This window comes from Pseudomonas sp. PL-6, from assembly GCF_054110165.1.
On sequence record NZ_CM134189.1, the window covers coordinates 2,970,366 to 2,990,609 of the forward strand.

Sequence of the window (20,244 nt, forward strand, 5' to 3'; positions counted from 1 at the left end):
GCGGCGATTCGATTCTATAGAATGGCGCCCGTCACCAAGACAAGCGGGAATAGCTCAGTTGGTAGAGCACGACCTTGCCAAGGTCGGGGTCGCGAGTTCGAGTCTCGTTTCCCGCTCCAGTTTTACACGAGTCGCCACGGCGGCTCGTTTGATTTAAGGCTGAGTTGCAGAGTGGTTATGCACCGGATTGCAAATCCGTGAACGCCGGTTCGATTCCGACCTCAGCCTCCAATTCAAAAAAAGCCTCGTAGATCCATGATTTACGAGGCTTTTTTATTATCCCAAGGCAATCCCCATGCCTTGCGGCTGCTGTAGGCGCTGTATATAGTCCAGCCCTTCAGCGCAGCGCTACCGCCCGAATGGCGAAATCGGTAGACGCAGGGGACTTAAAATCCCTCGCCAGCAATGGCATGCCGGTTCGAGTCCGGCTTCGGGCACCATTGACATGATTTCAGATGTTCCCATATGACGCTGAAACCCAGGAAAACCGGCCTCTAGAGCCGGTTTTTTTGTGCCTGTATGTTCCCGCATGCGTCTGTACATATACCTATTTTAGGTATACGTTTGGGTATACGCCGGTTCGATTGAGGATCGTATACCTATGGCACGCACCGTTACTCCGCTCTCTGACGCCAAGTGCGAGGCCGCCAAGCCGCGCGAGAAGGATTACACCTTATTCGATGGCCAGGGCTTGTTCCTGCTGGTCAAGGCCAACGGCAGCAAGGTCTGGCGCTTCAAGTTCACCAGGCCGAGCGGGAAGGGCGGGCTGGCCACCTTCGGCAGCTATCCAGCTCTGAGCCTGAAAGCTGCCCGGGTGCGCCGTGCTGAGGCGTTGGAGCTGCTGGCCAATGGGATAGACCCCATCGAGAACGCCAGGCAGGTTAGGGCGGCAGCAGTCGCTGCAACTACCAACACATTCAAGGCGGTGGGCCTGGAGTGGCACGCGGCAGGCGCCCGCAAGTGGTCGAAGGATCACGCCGCCAAGGTGCTGACCCGCCTGGAACAACACCTGTTCCCGGTGCTGGGTGATCGGTCGGTCGCTGACCTGAAGGTGCGTGATCTGATCCAGCCCCTCAAGTCCGCCGAGAAGAATGACCACCTCGAGCTGGCCGGCCGGCTACGTCAGTACATCGACGGAATCATGCGTTATGCCGTCCAACACGGGCACATCGAGAGCAACCCCGCCCGCGACCTGCAGGGCGTCACAGCCACACGCAAGGCAGTTCACCGGCCCGCGTTGCCACTGGAGCGCTTGCCGGAGCTGCTGCAGCGTATCGACGAATACAAGGGGCGCCCACTGACCCGGCTCGCCGTGGGGCTCACCCTGCTGGTGTTCATCCGCTCCAGTGAGCTGCGCTTTGCTCGCCGCCAAGAGGTCGACTCTCGCAACAGCCTATGGACGATTCCGGCCGAGCGCGAGGCTATCGATGGCGTGAAGCACTCCAGCCGCGGCGCCAAGATGCGCACCCCGCACCTTGTCCCCCTGAGTCGCCAGGCGCTGGATCTGCTGGCCCAGGTCGATCAGCTATCCGGCCGCTATGACCTGCTGTTCCCGGGCGACCACTACCACCACAAGCCGATGAGCGAGAACACCGTAAATGCCGCGCTGCGCCGCATGGGCTATGACACCAAGACCGAAGTGTGCGGCCATGGCTTCCGCGCTATGGCGTGTTCTGCGTTGGTTGAATCGGGCCTATGGAGCCGGGAGGCCGTCGAGCGGCAGATGAGCCACCAGGAACGCAATAACGTGCGCGCCGCCTACATCCACAAAGCGGAGCATCTGGAAGAGCGCCGGCTCATGGTGCAGTGGTGGGCCGACTACCTCGATGCCAACCGGGAGCGGCACATCACGCCGTATGACTTCGCTCACCCGGAAGAGCAGGGCGGCAATGTCGTGGGGATGAAGCGGGCTTAGGGAGGGGCGTCATATGGCCGCGAGTGATTTGACTCAGCGCTGCTGGACAATTGCGGAAGAGCTTGGCAGGCCTGTGTCCGATAGCCAGAAGGTGTACCAAGCAATATGCGACGAAATGATCAGCGTCCCTATCGAGCGGCATCACGCCTTGGCTATCGCTTCTTACATCGGGGGCTGGAAAGAAACAAAGAACCCCTATTACGTCGACCTGGCTTTCATGATGCTCTCCAGCCTTGGTGGTCAGCCTACTGAGACCATGCTCCAAGAGGATCTCGCGGCGCGTACGGCCAGATTCTATGGCGTCCCAAGCGGTACTGCCGAAAACATACAGAACGAGGGGGCTGAGTGGGCTGCGCTTCTGTTTATGGCCAACTTGGTTATCCGCGGCGCTACATGCGCTGAGGCTTCCCGAAAGGCCGCTTCCTTCTACCGCCTCAGATACCCGCATCTCAAGCGCAAAAAGGCCTCAACCCTTGAAGGCTACTACTCAAAAAGAGTCAGAAAGTCTGGGCTTGAGCGAGACCTAATCAGATCAATGGAAAGGGATCGCCAGCCCGATTGGGATCGCCAGTGGCAGGAGATTTCGGACTCAATACCCGAGTGTCCTTCCGACCTCATTGGGAATGCCAGATTCTAGGCGAAAAAAAGGATTTGATTTTTTCTCCTCCTAGTTTGGCTGCTGAACAATAGCTTAAGAGGCGTCACCAATACGGAGGCGCCCAAATGCGTACAGACACCACCACCGGCAAAGACCTCATTCGCCAGACCACGCTCTGTGAACGGCTCGACCTGACCCGTTCAGGTCTCGCGAAACTCCGCAAGAAAGATCCCACCTTCCCCAAGCCGATCAAGGACGGCGAGAGCCGCCAGGCAGCCGCCTATTACGTCGCGGCCGAGGTCGAGGCGTGGCTGCGGTCGAAAATCAAGGCGAGGGACGCAGCATGATCTCGCTTGCACTTCCTTGCTCCCGGGGCTATGGTTCGCCCCAAGAGTGTCGTAACTCTATGTACCCCGGAACCCCGCGCCCGATAGTCGTGGATTTTTTACGCCCGCAGTCCGCCTGGATGATGGGCGCCCCCAGCCTGTTTATGGCCGGGAGGGTGACGGATAAAACACCCCGAAAGGGGGAAGAAGTCCACCGTGGGTACACGGTTACGAACCTCCCGGCCGCCAAATTCCCTTGGCGGTCAACCCGTGTCGTAACGGAGTACCGCCCCATGAAAAACGCCCTCAATCCGTCTCGCGTTCAAGCAGCATTTCACCGTGCCTGCGCTCTGGCCGCTTTGCGCGCTGACTCCAGCCTTGCTACTCGCCTCGCTCGCTACAACGCTCATATGCGGCGCGCTCGTGCCGTCGAAACCATGAATGTTGGAGGTGTGAAATGAACGCTGCAGCCAAACTGACCCGCCAGAATTCCACCACTCTTCAGACCCGCCTTCGTAAGCGCGTCAAGCCGGCAGAATTACGGGAACTGCATGGCTTTACGATCCTTGGTGGCAAGGTGCAAGGGTATTTTGTGCTGGGGACGATCTCAGAGGGTGAGGAGCTAGCGCCCGTTGGGCCATTCCCGAATGAAGATCAGGCAGCGAAGGTAATTGCGAGCCTCAAGGAATACTTCCCTAATGAGCGGTACCGAGTCGAGATCCGCGATATTGATTTCATCGGGCAGTTCGAACTGGGTCAGCAGCACCAGTCAGCAATGCTTCATGTAAGAGAACGTCTCAACACCGCATATGCCGAGCGTAAAGGGCTCTTTCGTGTCATCGGCGGCTGGACGTATGCCTATTACGTCAAGTTGAAATCGGCAGGATTGGTATTTGAGCGTATCGATGGTGCTGACGATCTTCCCATTCATGCCGAGCATGGCATTGATCCTACGAAATCCGAAAAGGCTACCCCTATTGGGGTGCTCGGCCCGTTCGAGCATGAGGAGGAGGCACAGGCCGCTCTCCTGGCCATAGCGAGGGTCTTTCCCGACGAGTCATTCGATATTCACTGCTCGAAGTTCGCTAGCGGTTTGTACCTGCCTACGCAACTGCCGAAGCAGCAAGAGCTGGCGCGCCAGAAGGCCGCCGCGCTCTCTTCGCGCTGGCGCCATCTCGGCGGGTTCGTGAACTACTACACCTTGGATAACGGTGTTCAGTACATGCCGTTCGGCAAGCTCGGGCCGTTTCCATCGTTAAAGGCCATGCGCATCGCGGAGAAAGCCATCAAAGCCCATTTCCCCGGCGCAACCGTGGTACGTCGCCGGTGCGGGCTGGACGAAGGTATGACTAGTCGAGCCGAGCTTTGCATTGAGTACGCCAAAGCTCTCGAAAAACTCGCTTCCTTAGGAGCCTGATTATGGGTGTTCAAAAACGCCGCAATCGCGGCGACGGGATCGGCTTACCTAAAAAAAGTCTCTCTCCAAACCAGATCTTCAGTCGTAGCCTGAAGCAGATCGGCGCCGCAAAGACGCTCGATGACCTGGTTCTTGCCGCCTACGTCGGCGCCGGCTGCGCGGATGCACTGCTGTTGAGTGGCCTGATCGATATCGAGGAGTACCACGAGCAGAACAAGGAGATCGTTCACGTCACGACGACCCTGCGCGAGCAGTTGGAGGCTGAAGATGGCCAATCCAATTGATCAGCTATTGCCTCGACTCGACAAGGTGCGGCCTGCTGGTGCCAACAAGTGGAAGGCATGCTGCCCAGCGCATGAGGACAAAGAGCCCAGTCTGAGCATCCGCGAAGCCGACGACGGTAAGGTGCTGCTGTATTGCTGGGCCGGCTGCACCTCGGCCGACATCACTGCGGCCGTTGGCATGGAGCTGCGCGACCTGTTCCCAGGCGATAAACCCGCCCGCCAAGGTCCAAGCAGGGCCGCTGTCGAGCACGAGCGCACCGTCTACCAGATCGGCCTGGCGATGCAGCAGAACGGATGCCGGCTGACCGCCGAAGACCAGGCCCGCTTCGAGTTGGCCAAGCAGCGCTTGGGGGTGATGGCATGAGCGCCGGTGATCGCTTTGCCAAGGAGTGGGAGGGCGTTGCAGCTCTCCCGACACCGGAGCCTATGAAGCGCCTCTGGCGTGCCGAGCTGACGCCAGCCTCGTCCATCAAGCCGGTTCCCATTCGCTGGCTCTGGCCTGGGTGGATCGCTCGAGGAAAGCTGACGGTACTGGCTGGTGCTGGTGGCAGTGGCAAGACCACGTTGGCGATCGGCCTGATCGGCACCCTGACCAGCCGCGGCCGCTGGCCGGACGGTGAGCTTTGCGCAGATCCAGGAAACGCCCTGATCTGGTCCTCGGAGGATGACCCGGCCGACACCCTGGTACCGCGGTTGATGGCTGCTGGCGCCGACCTGAGCCGCGTCCACATCATCCAGGGGCGGGTGAACTCTGCCGGTGAGAGCGAACCCTTTGACCCGGCTGCTGACTTCGACCTGCTGCGCGATGCGGTTGAGCTGATCGGCGGTGCTTCCCTGCTGCTGCTTGATCCCGTCGTTAGCGCGGTCCGGGGGGATATGCACCGCGCTAACGAGGTTCGCCGCTCCCTGCAGTCGGTGATCGACTTTGCCGAGGCGCACCAGTGCGCTGTGCTGGGCATCAGCCACTTCAGCAAGGGCAGTGGCGCATCTTCTCCGGCTGACCGAGTGATCGGCAGCCAGGCTTTCGGGGCGCTGGCGCGGGCGGTGCTGGTGGCCGCCAAGCAGGAAGACACCGAAACCAGGGTGCTGGCGCGGGCGAAGTCCAACATCAGCAACGACCAAGGTGGTGTGGGCTACGTGGTCGAGCCCTGCACCGTCGGCGACGGCATCGAGACAACTCGCGTGCTCTGGGGCGAAAGGATTGAGGGCAGTGCGCGGGAGATCCTGGCCGACGTCGAGAGCACTGGAGATGACGACCAGCGCAGCGAGCAGGAGGATGCCGAGCAGTTCCTGCAGGATCTTCTGTCCGCCGGCCCTGTTCCGGTGAAGCAGATCAAGGCTGATGCCAGCGGTGCCGGTTTTGCTTGGCGCACCATCGAGCGAGCAAAGAAATCCATCGGTGTGGACGCTGTGAAGGTCGGTATGAAGGAGGGCTGGGTCTGGCAGCTCGGCGTCGAAGACCGCCAAGAATCCTCGAAGACCGCCACTGTTTTGAATGGCGGTCTTCGGGAAAAAGTGGCGGCCTTCGACGAATCGGACGCGGAGGAAGTGTGATGGCCGCCATCGACTACCTGACCCAACACGGCCTTTCCGCTCGAGTCGCCGGGAAACGGCTGATCGTTTCACCGGCCAGCAAGCTGACCGACGAGGATCGTCAGTACATCAAATTGCACCGTCTCGAGTTGCTCGCCGAGCTGGCTGCGAACGACGGCCAGATGCGTTCGAGCAACTGGCGAGTGCTGCGGGGCGGAAAGGTCGTGTGCGTGATGATCGGCGAGCCCATGACGCGCCAGGAGGCCTTGGAATCGGCCCGATGGCGCTGGGCTGATTCCGACGTACGGTAGCCCCATCAACTGTACAAATATACATACAAGGTCAAATTAGGCTTAATCTGCCCTTATATGACCGATTTGCCATCTTCAGCGAGTGAGGATATCGACCATGAACAAACCGCAACGCGGACGCCAGAACCGCCCAACTCGTGGCGAAGTGGCCGCAGCCTGGGAGCGTCTCCGTGCTGCAGCTGATCAAGGCGATATCCAGGCTGCCGCCTTGCTGGTGGCGCTCGCCGAAAACAAACCGCTATTTGGCACTGCAGGAGTCCACGCATGAGCTTTGAGATTGTTCGAAACGACAGCGGAACAGAGGTCACCCTGCTCGGCGGCCACCGCTTCGAGCTGCCCGTCATCACCGACGGGGATATGACCAGCTACCCCATCCAGATCTTCCATAACACTCTCCCTCTCGCCGCCGAGGCCTTCGCCAAGCTGAAGGCTATCGGCGATGACCGCACCTTGTCCGTGCTCGGTATTGAGCAGAAGTCCGACCCGGTGAAGGCTGAAATGGTCGGGCGCGTTGCCGCGGCCGCCGGCCAGGTTCGCCTGTTCGAGAACGACATCACCAATGCGGAGAACCAGCTGTACGCGCTGCCGAGCATCGAAATGGGTAACGCCGTGGCTGCCATCGAGGATCGCGAGATTCGCGATTGGTGGCGCTCCCTGAGCAGCAAGGAGCACATCAAGATGCTCGACCAGGTGAAGGGCGACCCGACGCAGCATGAGCGCCTGATGATTGCTCTGCTGCGGGCGCCGGCGCCGCTGAGTCTGCTGGATCACCAGACCAAGTACGTCCGCGAAGTGTGGAAGGACGCCAAGCGGGCGGGCGATCCGGAAACCGCAGCGCGCATCGAGCTTGATCGACAGCACGTCGAGATCGCCCGCCGCGGCCTGGCTCATGTCGCTGGGATCGCCGGCCGAGTGTCCGGCTGGAAGGGCGAGACCATTCTCCGCTCGCTGATCAAGTCGCCATTTGAGCCGGTCGCGCATGGCTTCGACATCTTCGGCTTCACGCCTGAGCAGGTGTCGAAAATGTGTCTGCGCATGGCGACCGAGCCGCAGCGCTAAGGAGGCCGCAGCGATGGTAGATATCGCCTCTTTGGGCTTCTCGATCGATACCAGCGATGTCGCGAAGGCCGAGACAGCTCTTGATGGCCTGAACGCCACTGGCGCGCGCACGGAAGCGGCAGCCAAGGGCGTCGGGGAGGCCTGGAGCGGTGCTTCGAAGCAGGCAGCAAGCTCGGCCGGCGAATTCCGCAAGGGCTCCGACGCCCTGCGTGAGCAGCAGCAGGAACTGGCGCAGCTGATCGGCAAGATCGACCCCGTTGTCGGCGCCCTCGGCCGCCTGGATGAGCAGGAAGCTAAGCTGCGCCAGTTCCGCGGCCAGGGCCTACTCGATACCGAGAGCTTCGGCGAGTACCAGGCGAAGATCGACCAGGCTCGGCGCAGCCTGTCGGATGTCGATGGCGCAATCAGCCGCACGGGCAACACCTCCAAGCAGACCGCGCAGGCCCTGCGCCAGCTCCCCGCCCAGTTCTCCGACATCTTCATTTCCCTGCAGGCCGGCCAGAGCCCGCTCACCGTGTTCCTGCAGCAGGGCGCGCAGATCAAGGACTCGTTCGGAGGCGTAGGCCCGGCCCTGGCCGAGACGGCGCGTTACGCCTTGGGCCTGGTCAACCCCTTCACCGTCGCCGCGGTCGCGGTGGGAGCCTTGGCGCTGGCCTACAAGCAGGGCAGCGACGAAGGGACAGCCTTCAACAATGCCCTGATCCTCTCCGGCAACATCGCCGGCACCAGCGCGGAGCGCCTGGCGAACGCTGCTGCAGCGATTGACCAGGTGACTGGCACCCAGCGCCAGGCCGCCCGCGCGCTCGCCGAGGTGGCAGGTACCGGAAAGTTCACCGCCGACCAGATCGAGACCATCGGCCTGGCCGCCGTTGCGATGGAAGAGGCGACCGGCCGCGCGATCTCCGAGACGGTCAACGAGTTCAAGCGCCTGGCCGACGAGCCCGCTGCTGCCGCGGCGAAGCTGAACGAGCAGTACAACTTCCTCACCGCGGCCGTGTTCGATCAGATCTCTGCCCTCGAGCAGCAGGGTGACGCCGCCGGCGCCGCGCAGCTGGCCATCGACACCTTCGCGCAGACCATGAACGACCGCGCGAACGAGATCAACAACGGCCTGGGCTACATCGAGCGCGCCTGGAAGGGCATCAAGAGCGCCGCCGCCGAAGCCTGGGACGAAATGCTTGGGGTTGGCCGGCCGGACACTCCGGAGGATCGCCTAGACCGCCTGACCTCTGGCGGCATCGACTTCGGCGCCGTCGGCGGTTCCGCTCTGCTGGCTGGGCCTTTCGGCGCCGCGGCCAACTTCGGCAAGCAGCTCTACGACAGCGTCACCCAGTCCAGCGCCGAGCGTAACGAGCAGATCTCTGAGGTCTGGCAGGAGATCCAGGATCGCGACGAAAAGGCCTGGGTGGAGGGCATGCAGGCCCAGCAGGAGCAGTCGGCCATCGAAGCGCAGCAGCGCATCGACCAACTGCGCAAGTCGACCCTGACCAACGCCGAGAAGCGCGTCAAGGCGCTCAACGATCTACGCGCCGACCTGGCCAAGATCGAGTTGGTGAACCCGGACGACCCGCGCCTAGCCGCGGACAATGTGGCCTGGCTCGAGCGCAACATCGCCGAGCAGTTTAGGGATCGACAGAGCACCACCCGCACCCCGGCCGTCCGCGACGATGCGGCTACAAAGTTGCTGTTGTCGCTGCGACAACAGAGTGCCGAACTCGAAACCCAGCTGCTCAGCGAAGCCAAGCTCACCGCCGAGCAGAAGAAGCGCGCCGAGTTCGAATCGCTGATCGCCGACCTCAAGACCAAGGACATCCTCACCGCCGACCAGAAGTCGCTGCTGGCCAGTCAGGACGCCATCAAGGCGCAGCTCGACAAGAACGTCGCCCTGGGCGAAGAAGTCCGCCTGCACAACGACAGCATCAAGCTGCAGGAGCGCTCGGCCCAGCTGCAGGAAACCATTCGCGCGTCGCTGGAAGGGCGCCAGGAACAGCAGCAGCGCCAGCTGGATGCCTTCGGCCTGGGCCGGCGCGAGTTGGAGCGCGTGCAAGCCGAGGCCTCGATCTTCCGCGAGTTTCGCCGCTACCAGGCGCAGCTGGACAAGGCCACTCCGTCCGATCTGCTGGGCAGCGAGCAGTACAACGAGGCTGTTCGAGAGATCGAGCGAGGACTGCAGAAGTCCCTGGAAAATCACGAGAAGTATTACGACCGGCTTCGGGAGGAGGAGGCCGACTGGAGCAACGGTGCCAGGTCATCCCTCATCGACTACCTGGACGAAGCGGCGAATGTGTCCGGCCAGACCTACGACCTGTTCAGCAATGCCCTGTTCGGCCTCGAAGATGCTTTCGTTGAGTTTGCTCTCACTGGCAAGGCATCTGTAAGAGATCTGGTCGACTCGTTTCTGGCAGATGTCGCACGAATGGGTGCGCGCCAACTCACGGCCAATCTCGCCGAGGGCCTGCTTGGGTTTATTCCCGGCGCGGACGAATCGGCAAACCTCACCGCAGGCGCTGCTGCCGTTTCAGCCTCTGCTGCTGCTCTTACGACAGCAGGCGGCACTCTGGTTACAGGCGCAGCCGCCATACAAGCAGCGGCTGCAAGCCTTGCGGCTGCAAATGCAGGGTCTTCCGTTTCAGGTGGCTCTGGCGGCCTGCTTTCCCTGTTCGGCAGTTCTGGCGGGTATACCGGGGCCTACGGCTTCGACGGCGGAGGCTGGACTGGCGGCGCGCCACGCTCAGGTGGCCTGGATGGGAAGGGTGGCTTTCTGGCGATTCTCCATCCACAGGAGACCGTCATCGACCACACCAAGCCTTCTCGCAGCCAATTCTCCGGCCCGCCCGGTAACAACGTTGTGATCAACGCCGACTTCTCTGGCATGCGCACCGCTGGAGAGGCTCGCGAAGCCACTGCCACGCTTGCGCGGCAGGTCAACAGCGCTGTCTCCCAAGCATCGAGGTACAACTGATGGGCCAGGTTATTGAGCTGCCGACTGATCACCGCCGCAGCTGGCGAATGCTGGAGCCGGAGTATCGAAAGGTGCTCAAGCGCTGCGGCATCGCTGACCAGCAAATCAAATCCATCCTCGAGGAGATGAAGGAGTACTTGATCGAGTGCGCTTCAGATCTGAGCACCTCTTTCAGCATCCCAGACGGATTCACGCAGGAGCAGCATGACGCGATTCTGCAGGAGTTTAATCGAGTCGTTGAGGATGTCCGGTCTCAGGCGACGGTGCCTTTCATGAGCGCCTTTGGTGTGATTCTTCGGCTGCTGGTGCAAAAGCATCTCGGCTACTTTGGCGAAGGGGCATAGCTGATGACCGACCAGAAACCGAGCAAGCGTGAGTATTTTGCTGACCTTCGGCGCGACGAGGTGAGGTGGCAGGCCGAGCGCCTCGGGCTCGCCATCACGCGCCTCCCCGGCGGCTATCGCCTGCTCGGGCAGCATATCCATCTGTGGGTCACCGACCTGCAGTACGTCACCGACCAGGATCTGAGCTTTCGCTAGGTCCAAGGAGAACCACCGATGAAGACCCTGCAGCAACTGGACGAGGAGAGAGCTGTCGCCGGCGCCGCGTGGCTCGATGCTGTGGCCGCGCTCCGGGCCGCCTATGTGGAGCTGGCCGCCCTCGATCAAGCCACGGCGAGCGGCCTGGTGTCAGGATCAGCACGTCCGCCGCGGACCTTCAACGCGCCGCTTGAATTGCCCGATCACCAGGATTTTCCGCTCCCAGGGTGGCAACCCCAAGCCGACCTGGTTCGCTCGCGACTCGACGTACTGCTGAGGTGAGCCGATGAGCGAGAAGAAGGACCTGCGGGGTTACACCGGTACCCGCAAGAAGCCCCCGCGCGATGCTGCTGAAAAGCTGCTCGAGCTGGCCGCATCTGGATACAACAAGAAGGGCCTGGCCTATCGCCTGGGCACGACAGTTGAAACCCTGAACAAGTGGCTCGAGCTGTACCCCGAGCTGCAGCAGGCCCTGGACGAGGGGCGGGAGCGTGAGCATAACGCGCTCTTCACCGCTCTCTACGACAGCGCCACCAAGGGCGGCAACGTCACTGCAGCGATCTTCCTGTTGAAGGCCCGTCACGGCTACCGCGAGGGCGACCAAGCCGAGATCGCCAACCGGGTCAGCATCAACTTCCAACTTCCCGGGGCTCTGCGCCTGGAGGACTTCACGCGCGGGGAAACGCATGAGCACGATTGAGTTCAACGGCTTCCAAGAACGCCTGATGCTGCTGCCCGAGGAGCTCGACGTGTTCTGCGGTGGCGGCCGAGGCGGTGGCAAGTCGTATGGGCTGGCGCTGATCTGCCTGCGCCACGTCGAGCAGTACCGCGACAAGGCGCGGATCCTGTACCTGCGACGCACCTACAAGGGCCTGGCTGACTTCGAGCTGGTTTGCCGTGAGCTGTTCGGCACGGTCTACAGCACCGCTGCCCGCTATAACGCCGCCGAACACATCTGGCGCTTCCCGAATGGCGGCTACCTGGAGCTTGGCCAGCTCGAAAGCCACGCCGACTACACCAAGTACCAGGGCCGGTCCTTCACACTGCTGCTGGTGGACGAGGCCGGCCAGTATCCGAGCCCGGACTTGCTGGATCTGATGCGCTCGAACCTGCGCGGCCCGAAGGACATGCCGATACGCATGATCATCGCCGCCAACCCTGGCGGCCCAGGGCACTACTGGTTGGCCAAGCGCTACGTCTTCACCACCTCGCCCTGGAAAGCCTTCCTCGAGCCCAAGAGCAAGCGCCAGTGGGTCTACGCGCCGTCCACGTTCGACACCAACCGTTTCATCGACACCGCGCAGTACAAGGATCAGCTGGAATCGGCGTGCCCCGATGATCCGGAACTGCTGCGCGCCTGGTCCACCGGCGACTGGGCCGTGAACCGCGGCGCCTACTTCGCGAGCGTGCTCGATGAAAGCCGCAACGCTGTCGCCCCCTGGGAGCACATCCCGCGAGGCTGGAGCACCTACCTGGCGCATGACTTCGGCAGCAGCGCCCCAAGCGCTACCTATGTGATCGCCAAGTCCCCGGGCGGCGAAGGTCCGGATGGAAAGTTCTATCCTCGCGACAGCCTGGTGCTGGTCGACGAACTCGCCACCTGCAAGCGAGACAACCCGAATGCCGGCTTGAACTGGACGGTGCCGATCCTGGCCGAGGAAATCATCGTGATGTGCAAGCGCTGGGGGATCAGAGCCTCTGGCGTGGCGGATGACGCCATCTTCGCGAAGGGAGGGCACGCAGCCGGCTCGATCGCGGACGAGTTCTCTCGCTGTGGGGTACGCTTCGACCCGGCCAAGAAGGCCGACCGCATCACCGGCTGGAACATCATGCGCCGGCTGCTCGCTGACGCCGGCAAGGTCGATAAACCAGGCCTCTACATCAGCCGATCCTGCAGCTACCTCTGGGAGACACTGCCAACCCTCGCTCGCGATCAGAAGCGCGTCGAGGATGTCGACAGTTCCGGCCCTGACCATGGCGCCGATGCCGTTCGATATGGATGCCTGAGGCAGGCCAGGGTATTCAGCTGCGAGCCACTGCGGATTTGAGGCCCGGCATCATTCGACCATGATTGCTCGATACCGGCGGGTGTATTCCTCGTAGCTCAAGCCTTTTTCCGACTTCAGCTGCTGCAGTTGATGCTCGCGCCATTGATCCTTGCTCATGGCCCCGGAAAGAGAGGCAGGCGCGACTCCCGACGACTGCACCTTTGGCGCCTCGTTGAGGTTCCCGATGCACTGGTATTTGTGAATGACCTGCCCGGCAATGCAGGTGCCCCACCCATCGCGTTGATAGCAGTTCTGCGTCATGCCGCCGAACGCCTCGGCATCGCTGTAACCCCAAACACGGCACTTCGATCTGGCGATTGTTCTGGCTTGCCCCGGATTGACCACCGGCGATTCGAACTGGCGGAAGTCATAGGCCATATCGACCGTGCCATCAGCACGGCTACCACCCATGGCATAGAAGTCTTTCTTGGTTGCACAGCCGGTGATCGTGAGGGCTGCGACAATTGCCAGCAGGGCCTTTGCAGCGAATGGTTTGGTGCTCTGATGGAAGATATTCATCCCGACCTCCTTGCCTGAAAGAGTTGCATATTGCCACCATGGCTTAGCGCTGACTATACGACCTGGGAAGATCTGGACAGGGCGCAGGGGCGCGCTTTCACGATGACCACGAACGGCAAAAAGGGCTGATCAAAAAGTGATCGATTGGGCAGGGCGAGCAGGGGGTACTTTCGGTTTTAGGTATACACTTAGGTATATGGCCTGGGTCTTGTAAGTTGCTAACCCAGTAACTGCGGAGATTGTGGCAAATAGTTCGAGTCCGGCTTCGGCACCACTTCAAATCAAGTGCTTACGGACTTTCTGGGTCGCGCCAGTTTGTCCGCAATTCTATTTTTTCCGCAATTATCTTGTTGGCGATACCTCTTTGCCTCGGCGCTCTCTGATCTAGTGTTTTGTCATGACCATCGTCGCGCGCATTGCTTGCAGCACGGCGGAGGAGATCCGCGCCTACCTGGCGTCCGGCGCGATCCGTTGATCCCGATAGGCCTGGCCATGGGCCGGCATGGGTGGAGTCGAACGATGGACGAGAACCTTTCCAAGGAGTCGCTGGCGCACCTGGTTTCTCTGGCCGGGCTGAGTGTCGAGACGCTGAACAGCCGCTGTTTCTGCATCAGTCTCGATGACGAGGCGCTGCGCGTCGCTTTGCAGCGCAGCCTGGGCCGGCCCGAGCTATATCGCCTGGTGCGCGAGCGCTGCCCCTATCTGTTCGCCGCCCAGCCGGTGTTCGTCGCTCCTGCCCAGCTGCAGCGCATGGCCGAAGTGATCGCCGCGGTCGATTCGGTGGTGGCGCTGCCGACCTACCGCGAGCGGGTACTGGCGCGAGCGCCGGTCATCGCCCGGCACGACCCCGGTGCCCTGGGCGTGTTCTTCGGCTACGACTTCCATGTCACCGAGGCAGGCTTCGGCTTGATCGAGATCAACAGCAATGCCGGCGGCGCCATGCTCAACGCGCTGTTGGCGCGGGCACAGAAGGTTTGCTGCCCGGCCCTTGAGCGCCTGTTGCCGCCGGCGCGCCAGGCCGAGGCACTGGAGCAGGCGATAATTGCCATGTTCCACGAGGAATGGGCCCGAACCGGGCAGTTGCGCCCGCTGCTCAGCATTGCCATCGTCGATCAGGCGCCCGAGCAGCAGTATCTCTACCCGGAGTTCCTGCTGTTCCAGCAACTGTTCCAGCGTCACGGGCTGCAGGCGGTGATTGCCGATCCGGGCGAGCTGCAGCTGCGCGACGGGCGGCTGTGGCACGGCGAGTTGGCCATCGACCTGGTCTACAACCGGCTAACCGACTTCTCCCTGCAGGCGCCGGCCCTTGGCGTCTTGCGTCAGGCCTACTTGGACGGTGCTGTGCTGCTTACCCCGCATCCGCGCGCTCATGCCCTATACGCTGACAAGCACAACCTGGCTCTGCTCGGCGACGCCCGTCAGCTGGAACAGCTCGGCGTGCCGCCGGCCACCCGCGACTTGCTGCAGGCGGCGATTCCGACCACCGAAGCGGTGGGGGCGGGCAACGCCGAGCGTCTGTGGCGCGCGCGCAAGCAACTGTTCTTCAAGCCGAGCGCCGGTTACGGTAGTCGCGCTGCTTACCGTGGCGACAAGCTGACGCAGCGGGTCTGGCAGGAGATTCTGGCCGGCGACTATGTGGCCCAGGCTCTGGTTCTGCCGGGGCAGCGCGCTTTGTCGGACGCAGCTCCGGCGCTCAAGTACGACTTGCGCGCCTACGTCTACAAGGGCCAGGTGCAGTGGGTGGCAGCACGTCTGTACCAGGGCCAGACCACCAACTTCCGTACCCCCGGCGGCGGCTTCGCGCCGGTATACCCGGGCGCCGCCGAAGCCTGCGCTTGATCACGCCGGCCGGTGCCGCGATAGCCCCGGGAAAATTAGTGTGGCGGCCCATACGAAGGCACTCGCTACGTTAGGCACAGGGTCTGGAACACCCAGCCGGGACACTGAGCATGGCCTCCAAGGAAGAAACCGACGCCCTTGAGCGCGTTCTTGGAGCCGGTCAGGCGCGTCACCCGGCACAGGGGACGCTGCTGCTCGACGGGCACTGGCAGCTTGATCGAGTTCTTGCCGCGATCTTGTGTGGATCTTTGGCGATGCCTGGCAGCACCTGCGCACCCATCACCCAAGACTCCGTCAGCCTCGGCAGCTCCAGGTTCTGGATTTGGCCAGACAGATTCCTGCTGGCCTAAAGGCCAGAATCAGCGCGCCAGGTGCGCTTGCGATTGGATAGGGCGGAGCTTTCAAAATTTGCAAACCCTTTGCTTGGCATGAAGCTCTCGCGCTGGATGACAGTGGCGTTGTGCGTGCAGGCTACATGCAGCCTGATCAAGGTGGGGCTCATACAGAGTTGACCTTTCACGGCATTTCTAGAAGCAGACGAAGTTCCGTAGGGCTCGGACAACGCAGGTGCTGGCAAGCTTCAGGATTCATTAAGACTTGCTGACGATACTCCCCCCTCAATGCATACCCGAGGGGAGTTCCATGGGGCATTTCGATTGGAATAGCTGTTTTCCACTGCGGCTTGGTAGCGAGCCAGAACCCAGTGCCACCTTGTGGTTGGCGCAGGTCGGAGACCTTCAGCGTCTGGTCCTCGAGCGCTTCGTACACCAACGCTTTGACGAAGTGCATGGCGCCCGGATCAGCAGCTTTATGCCAGATCTGTTCGGTCTCTACGATTCCCGACAGCAGTTGAATGCCGCCTGCGGCGCACGCCTGGCCGTCGAGCAACCGCTGTTCCTCGAACAGTACCTGGATGCGCCGGTCGAGCAGACCATCGCCCGCCTGGCGGAGCGCCCGGTGGTGCGCGACGAGATAGTCGAAGTCGGCAACCTGGCGTCGGTCAGCGCCGGCAGCGCGCGCATGATCATCGTCATCATGACCTGCCTGCTGGCCCGGCGCGGCCTGCAGTGGGTGGTGCTCACCGGCGCCGCCTCGCTGATCAACAGTTTCCATCGCCTGGGGCTGGAGCCGCTGCGCCTGTGCTCGGCCGATCCGAGCGTGCTCGGCGAGCAGCGCCACGACTGGGGCCAGTACTACGCGCAGCGCCCGCAGGTGTTCGCCGGCAGCATCCAGCTCGGCTACCGCCAGCTGTGCGAGCGCGGCATTCCGCAGCGCCTCGGCTTGCGCTCCAGCTGCGTGGAGGCGCCCCATGCAGCCTGATCCCCTGTTCGCCGCGCTGCAGCACCACGCCGCGCAATGCCCCACCGCCCTGGCCCTGAACGACAGCCAGCGGCAGGTCGATTACGCCCAGCTGTGGCAGGAGGTGGAGGCCCGTGCGGAGCAATTGCGCGCCCTGCAGCTGCCGCTGCTGGCGCTGGCTCTGAACAACGGCTGCGAGGCGCTGATCTGGGACCTGGCGGCGCTGCGCGCCGGCGTCGCCTGCCTGATCCTGCCGCCGTTCTTCAGCCCCGCGCAGCGCGCCCACTGCCTGGCGCAGAGCGGCGCCACCCTGGCGCTGGCCGAAGGGCCGTTCGCCGAGGAACTGGCGCAGCTGAGCTTCGTCGCCGCCGGCGAGTTCTGGCGCCGCGACAGCGCCCCGGCCGGCCTGCCGCTGCCCGCCGGCACGGCGAAGATCACCTACACCTCCGGCACCACCGGTGCGCCCAAGGGCGTGTGCCTGAGCGCCGAGGCCATGCTGCGGGTGGCTGCCGAGCTGGAGCTGGTCAGCCGCGAATGCGCGCCGCAGCGCTACATGGCGGTACTGCCGCTGGCCGTGCTGCTGGAAAACCTCGGCCTGTACGCCGCGCTGATCGCCGGCGCCACCCTGCATCTGCCGACCCAGCAGGAGCTGGGCATGAGCGTCGCCGGCTCCGTCGAGTGGCCGAAGCTGTTCGGGCAGATGGTCCAGCGCGGCTGCCAGAGCCTGATCCTGGTGCCGCAGCTGCTGTTCGGCCTGGTGCTGGCGGTGGAGCGCGGCTTCGTCCCGGCGGCCGGCTTCCGTTTCATCGCCGTCGGCGGCGCGCGGGTTTCGCCGGAGCTGCTGGAGCGTGCGCAGCGCGTGGGCCTGCCGGTGTTCGAGGGCTACGGCCTGTCGGAGTGCGCCAGCGTGGTCTGCCTCAATTGTCCCGGTGCCCAGCGCCCCGGCACTGTCGGGCGGCCGCTGCCGCATGTGCAGGTGCGCCTGGCCGAAGATGGCGAAGTGCTGGTCGCCGGTTCGACCCTGCTCGGCTACCTGGGGGACACGCCCTTCGCGGGGCAGTGGTGGCCCACCGGCGATATCGGTGAGTTCGATGCCGACGGCTACCTGAGCCTGCGCGGCCGCAAGAAGCACCAGTTCGTCACCAGCTTCGGGCGCAACGTCAATCCCGAGTGGGTCGAGGCCGAGCTGACCCAGGGCGGTGTGCTGATGCAGGCCTTCGTCTATGGCGAGAGCCTGCCGAGCAACGTCGCGCTGCTCTGGCCGCTGGACCCGAATTGCCCCGATGCGGCCATCGAGGCCGCCGTACAGAAGGCCAATGCCGGCCTGCCGGATTACGCCCGAGTCGGGCGCTGGGTGCGCCTGGACACGCCTTTCAGCCCCGCCAACGGTTTGCTCACGGCCAATGGCCGACCTAAACGAGACGCCATCCTGGCGCGCTACCGCGAACACCTTTCCGAACCCGTCAACGCCTGAGGTATCTCCATGAATTTCTTCGATCAACTGCAGGACGCCACCCGCGAGGACCGCGAAGCCCTTTACGCCGTGCCGGTGATCCGCGAGGCGCTGGCCGGCCAGGTCGGCCTGGAAGGCTATGTCGCCTTCCTGACCCAGGCCTACTACCACGTGCGCCACACCGTGCCGCTGATGATGGCCTGCGGTGCACGCCTGCCGTCCTCGCTGGAGTGGCTGCGCAAGGCAGTCTGCGAATACATCGACGAGGAATACGGCCATGAGCAGTGGATCCTCAACGACATCGCCGCCTGCGGTGGCGACGCCGAGGCCGTGCGCCTGGGCCAACCGAGCCAGGCCATCGAGCTGATGGTCAGCTACCTGTACGACAGCATCGCCCGCGGCAACCCGGTCGGCCTGTTCGGCATGGTCAACGTGCTCGAGGGCACCAGCATCGCCCTGGCCACCCAGGCGGCCGGCACCATCCAGCAGCGCCTGGCCCTGCCGCCACAGGCTTTCAGCTACCTGACCTCGCACGGTGCCCTGGACATCGGCCACATGCAGCATTACTGCGAGCTGATGAACCGCCTGCAGCGCGACGAGGACAAGGCGGCGGTGATCCATGTCAGCAAGGTGGTCTACCGCCTCTACGCCGACATGTTCCGAGGCCTGCCGCGCGTGACCCAGACCGAGGTGCAGCATGCGCTTACCTGAGTGCCGTGCGGTCCTCACCGGGGCCAGCGGCGGTATCGGCCTGGCCCTGGCCGAGCGCCTCTGCGCCGGCGGCGCGCAGCTGATCGCGGTGACCCGCCAGGAGGGTTCGCTGGGCGAGCTGCGCCGGCGCTATCCGAAACAGGTGCGAGTGGTGGCGGCCGATCTCGGCAGCGCCAGCGGGCGCCAGGCGGTGGTGGATGCCGCGCGTGCCCTCGGCGGAGTCAACCTGCTGATCAACGCGGCCGGGGTCAACCGCTTCGCCCTGCTGGAACAGCTGGACGAGCAGGCCGTGGCCGAGCTGCTGGGCATCAACCTGGTCGCCACCGTACAACTGACCCGCGCCATGCTGCCGCTGCTGCGTCAGCAGCGCCAGGCGCTGCTGGTCAACGTCGGCTCCATCTACGGCTCCATCGGCTACCCCGGCTATGCCACCTACTGCGCCAGCAAGTTCGCCCTGCGCGGCTTCTCCGAGGCGCTGCGCCGGGAGATGGCCGACACCGGCGTCGGCGTGCTCTACGTGGCGCCGCGCGCCACCCGCACCGCGATGAACAGTGCGCAGGCCGTGGCCCTGAACAGCGCCCTGAAGGTGGCCATGGACCCGCCGGAGAGCGTCGCCGACGCGGTACTGCGCGCCATCGAGCTGGACCGCAGCGAGCTCTACCTGGGCTGGCCGGAAAAATTCTTCGTCCGCCTCAACGGCCTGCTGCCGGGCCTGGTGGACAAGGCGTTGCGCAAGCAGCTGCCGCTGATTCGTCAATTCACCCACAAGGAGATGCGCCCATGAAACGCCTGCTGCCTCTGCTCCTCGCCGCCGCGCTGAGCCTGCCCGCCTGGGCCCTGGACGAGGCCGGCCAGGCCCGCCTGCACGCGGTACAGACGCGCTGGGCCGAGATCCAGTACCAGCTGCCCGAGCCCCAGCGTGAGGCCGCGCTGGAGAAACTCGCGGCCGACAGCGCCGCCTTCACCCGCGAACAGCCCCAGGCAGCCGAAGCCTGGGTCTGGCACGGCATCGTCACCAGCAGCTGGGCCGGTGCCCAGGGTGGGCTCGGCGCGCTGGGCAAGGCCAAGGACGCCAAGCGCTACCTGGAGAAGGCCATCGCCCTCGACCCCAACGCCCTGCAGGGCTCGGCCTACACCAGCCTGGGCACCCTCTACGACCGCGTGCCGGGCTGGCCCATCGGCTTCGGCGACGAGGACAAGGCCGACCAGCTGCTGCGCCAGGCGCTCAAGGTCAACCCCGCCGGCATCGACAGTCTTTACTTCTGGGGGGATCACCTGCTGCGCCAGGGCCAGTATGCTGAGGCCAAGGCGGCACTGGAGAAGGCCAGGCAGGCCGCGCCGCGGCCGGGACGCGAACTGGCCGACAGTGGCCGCCGGGGCGAGATCGAGCAGTTGCTGCGGGAAGTGAACAAGAAACTCAATTGAGGAGGC

Annotated in this window: 23 protein-coding genes, 3 tRNA genes and 1 pseudogene; 25 read left to right on the forward strand and 2 right to left on the reverse strand. The window is 63.5% G+C overall.

Annotated features, from left to right (window positions below; all coding sequences use genetic code 11):
* The first annotated feature begins 43 nt into the window (after positions 1 to 43).
* The 19 genes from ACW9UL_RS12455 to ACW9UL_RS12545 all read left to right on the forward strand — a co-directional run bounded on the left by ACW9UL_RS12455 (position 44) and on the right by ACW9UL_RS12545 (position 12,992).
* Positions 44 to 119: transfer RNA gene (locus ACW9UL_RS12455), tRNA-Gly, on the forward strand.
* A gap of 38 nt (positions 120 to 157) precedes the next feature.
* Positions 158 to 231 (forward strand) — tRNA-Cys (locus ACW9UL_RS12460).
* Between the two features lie 122 nt (positions 232 to 353).
* Positions 354 to 440 (forward strand) — tRNA-Leu (locus ACW9UL_RS12465).
* Positions 441 to 601: 161 nt separating this feature from the next.
* Positions 602 to 1,915: a tyrosine-type recombinase/integrase gene (locus tag ACW9UL_RS12470; RefSeq protein WP_457787182.1), complete on the forward strand. Its 1,314-nt coding sequence runs from the start codon at positions 602 to 604 to the stop codon at positions 1,913 to 1,915.
* A gap of 13 nt (positions 1,916 to 1,928) precedes the next feature.
* Complete coding sequence (locus tag ACW9UL_RS12475) at positions 1,929 to 2,552, forward strand: hypothetical protein (protein WP_457787183.1); 624 nt, start codon at positions 1,929 to 1,931, stop codon at positions 2,550 to 2,552.
* Between the two features lie 86 nt (positions 2,553 to 2,638).
* Positions 2,639 to 2,860, forward strand: a complete 222-nt coding sequence (locus ACW9UL_RS12480; RefSeq protein ID WP_457787184.1) for a transcriptional regulator — start codon at positions 2,639 to 2,641, stop codon at positions 2,858 to 2,860.
* 436 nt (positions 2,861 to 3,296) lie between these two features.
* Complete coding sequence (locus tag ACW9UL_RS12485) at positions 3,297 to 4,256, forward strand: hypothetical protein (RefSeq protein ID WP_457787185.1); 960 nt, start codon at positions 3,297 to 3,299, stop codon at positions 4,254 to 4,256.
* A 2-nt stretch (positions 4,257 to 4,258) separates the two neighbouring features.
* Positions 4,259 to 4,540, forward strand: coding sequence for a hypothetical protein (locus ACW9UL_RS12490; protein ID WP_457787186.1), 282 nt, complete (start codon positions 4,259 to 4,261; stop codon positions 4,538 to 4,540).
* On the forward strand, positions 4,524 to 4,904 hold the full coding sequence (locus ACW9UL_RS12495) for a virulence-associated protein E (RefSeq protein WP_457787188.1): 381 nt from the start codon (positions 4,524 to 4,526) through the stop codon (positions 4,902 to 4,904). Before ACW9UL_RS12490 ends, ACW9UL_RS12495 begins: the two co-directional genes overlap by 17 nt.
* The gene (locus tag ACW9UL_RS12500) at positions 4,901 to 6,094 is read left to right on the forward strand and encodes an AAA family ATPase (protein ID WP_457787189.1); all 1,194 of its coding nucleotides are present in this window, start codon (positions 4,901 to 4,903) and stop codon (positions 6,092 to 6,094) included. The genes ACW9UL_RS12495 and ACW9UL_RS12500 overlap by 4 nt, the downstream gene beginning before the upstream one ends.
* Positions 6,094 to 6,384 (forward strand): hypothetical protein, encoded by a 291-nt coding sequence (locus ACW9UL_RS12505; RefSeq protein ID WP_457787190.1) that lies wholly within the window; start codon positions 6,094 to 6,096, stop codon positions 6,382 to 6,384. Before ACW9UL_RS12500 ends, ACW9UL_RS12505 begins: the two co-directional genes overlap by 1 nt.
* Before the next feature lie 97 nt (positions 6,385 to 6,481).
* Entirely contained in the window at positions 6,482 to 6,652 is a 171-nt protein-coding gene (locus tag ACW9UL_RS12510; protein ID WP_457787191.1) for a hypothetical protein, read from the forward strand.
* Positions 6,649 to 7,443 (forward strand): hypothetical protein, encoded by a 795-nt coding sequence (locus ACW9UL_RS12515; protein WP_457787192.1) that lies wholly within the window; start codon positions 6,649 to 6,651, stop codon positions 7,441 to 7,443. The genes ACW9UL_RS12510 and ACW9UL_RS12515 overlap by 4 nt, the downstream gene beginning before the upstream one ends.
* Positions 7,444 to 7,456: 13 nt before the next feature.
* Entirely contained in the window at positions 7,457 to 10,405 is a 2,949-nt protein-coding gene (locus ACW9UL_RS12520) for a phage tail tape measure protein (RefSeq protein ID WP_457787193.1), read from the forward strand.
* Positions 10,405 to 10,749 carry a hypothetical protein gene (locus ACW9UL_RS12525; RefSeq protein ID WP_457787194.1) on the forward strand — a complete coding sequence of 115 codons (345 nt, stop codon included), beginning with the start codon at positions 10,405 to 10,407 and terminating at the stop codon, positions 10,747 to 10,749. The genes ACW9UL_RS12520 and ACW9UL_RS12525 overlap by 1 nt, the downstream gene beginning before the upstream one ends.
* Positions 10,750 to 10,752: 3 nt before the next feature.
* Complete coding sequence (locus ACW9UL_RS12530; RefSeq protein ID WP_457787195.1) at positions 10,753 to 10,944, forward strand: hypothetical protein; 192 nt, start codon at positions 10,753 to 10,755, stop codon at positions 10,942 to 10,944.
* Between the two features lie 18 nt (positions 10,945 to 10,962).
* Entirely contained in the window at positions 10,963 to 11,226 is a 264-nt protein-coding gene (locus ACW9UL_RS12535) for a hypothetical protein (protein ID WP_457787196.1), read from the forward strand.
* Between the two features lie 4 nt (positions 11,227 to 11,230).
* Positions 11,231 to 11,644 carry a hypothetical protein gene (locus ACW9UL_RS12540; protein WP_457787197.1) on the forward strand — a complete coding sequence of 138 codons (414 nt, stop codon included), beginning with the start codon at positions 11,231 to 11,233 and terminating at the stop codon, positions 11,642 to 11,644.
* Positions 11,631 to 12,992, forward strand: coding sequence for a phage terminase large subunit (locus ACW9UL_RS12545; RefSeq protein WP_457787198.1), 1,362 nt, complete (start codon positions 11,631 to 11,633; stop codon positions 12,990 to 12,992). Before ACW9UL_RS12540 ends, ACW9UL_RS12545 begins: the two co-directional genes overlap by 14 nt.
* Before the next feature lie 9 nt (positions 12,993 to 13,001).
* Here ACW9UL_RS12545 and yecR read toward each other — a convergent pair whose 3' ends face one another.
* Positions 13,002 to 13,511, reverse strand: a complete 510-nt coding sequence (gene yecR / locus ACW9UL_RS12550; protein WP_457787199.1) for a YecR family lipoprotein — start codon at positions 13,509 to 13,511, stop codon at positions 13,002 to 13,004.
* A gap of 519 nt (positions 13,512 to 14,030) precedes the next feature.
* Between yecR and ACW9UL_RS12555 the strand changes: the two genes are divergently transcribed.
* Positions 14,031 to 15,350 carry a hypothetical protein gene (locus ACW9UL_RS12555; RefSeq protein WP_457787200.1) on the forward strand — a complete coding sequence of 440 codons (1,320 nt, stop codon included), beginning with the start codon at positions 14,031 to 14,033 and terminating at the stop codon, positions 15,348 to 15,350.
* A gap of 113 nt (positions 15,351 to 15,463) precedes the next feature.
* Here the strand turns inward: ACW9UL_RS12555 and ACW9UL_RS12560 are convergent.
* A pseudogene (locus ACW9UL_RS12560) lies at positions 15,464 to 15,648 on the reverse strand (organoarsenical effux MFS transporter ArsJ); the annotation flags it as partial.
* Positions 15,649 to 15,992: 344 nt separating this feature from the next.
* On the opposite strand from ACW9UL_RS12560, the gene ACW9UL_RS12565 reads away from it, so the two are divergent.
* The 5 genes from ACW9UL_RS12565 to ACW9UL_RS12585 are packed head-to-tail and all read left to right on the forward strand — an operon-like array spanning position 15,993 to position 20,238.
* The gene (locus ACW9UL_RS12565) at positions 15,993 to 16,670 is read left to right on the forward strand and encodes a thermostable hemolysin (protein WP_457787201.1); all 678 of its coding nucleotides are present in this window, start codon (positions 15,993 to 15,995) and stop codon (positions 16,668 to 16,670) included.
* A complete protein-coding gene (locus ACW9UL_RS12570; protein ID WP_457787202.1) occupies positions 16,660 to 18,123 on the forward strand; it encodes an AMP-binding protein in 1,464 nt (487 codons plus the stop codon). The genes ACW9UL_RS12565 and ACW9UL_RS12570 overlap by 11 nt, the downstream gene beginning before the upstream one ends.
* A gap of 9 nt (positions 18,124 to 18,132) precedes the next feature.
* The gene (locus ACW9UL_RS12575; RefSeq protein ID WP_457787203.1) at positions 18,133 to 18,813 is read left to right on the forward strand and encodes an iron-containing redox enzyme family protein; all 681 of its coding nucleotides are present in this window, start codon (positions 18,133 to 18,135) and stop codon (positions 18,811 to 18,813) included.
* Positions 18,800 to 19,597 carry an SDR family oxidoreductase gene (locus ACW9UL_RS12580; protein WP_457787204.1) on the forward strand — a complete coding sequence of 266 codons (798 nt, stop codon included), beginning with the start codon at positions 18,800 to 18,802 and terminating at the stop codon, positions 19,595 to 19,597. Before ACW9UL_RS12575 ends, ACW9UL_RS12580 begins: the two co-directional genes overlap by 14 nt.
* Complete coding sequence (locus ACW9UL_RS12585; RefSeq protein ID WP_457787205.1) at positions 19,594 to 20,238, forward strand: tetratricopeptide repeat protein; 645 nt, start codon at positions 19,594 to 19,596, stop codon at positions 20,236 to 20,238. Before ACW9UL_RS12580 ends, ACW9UL_RS12585 begins: the two co-directional genes overlap by 4 nt.
* The last annotated feature ends 6 nt before the right edge of the window (positions 20,239 to 20,244 follow it).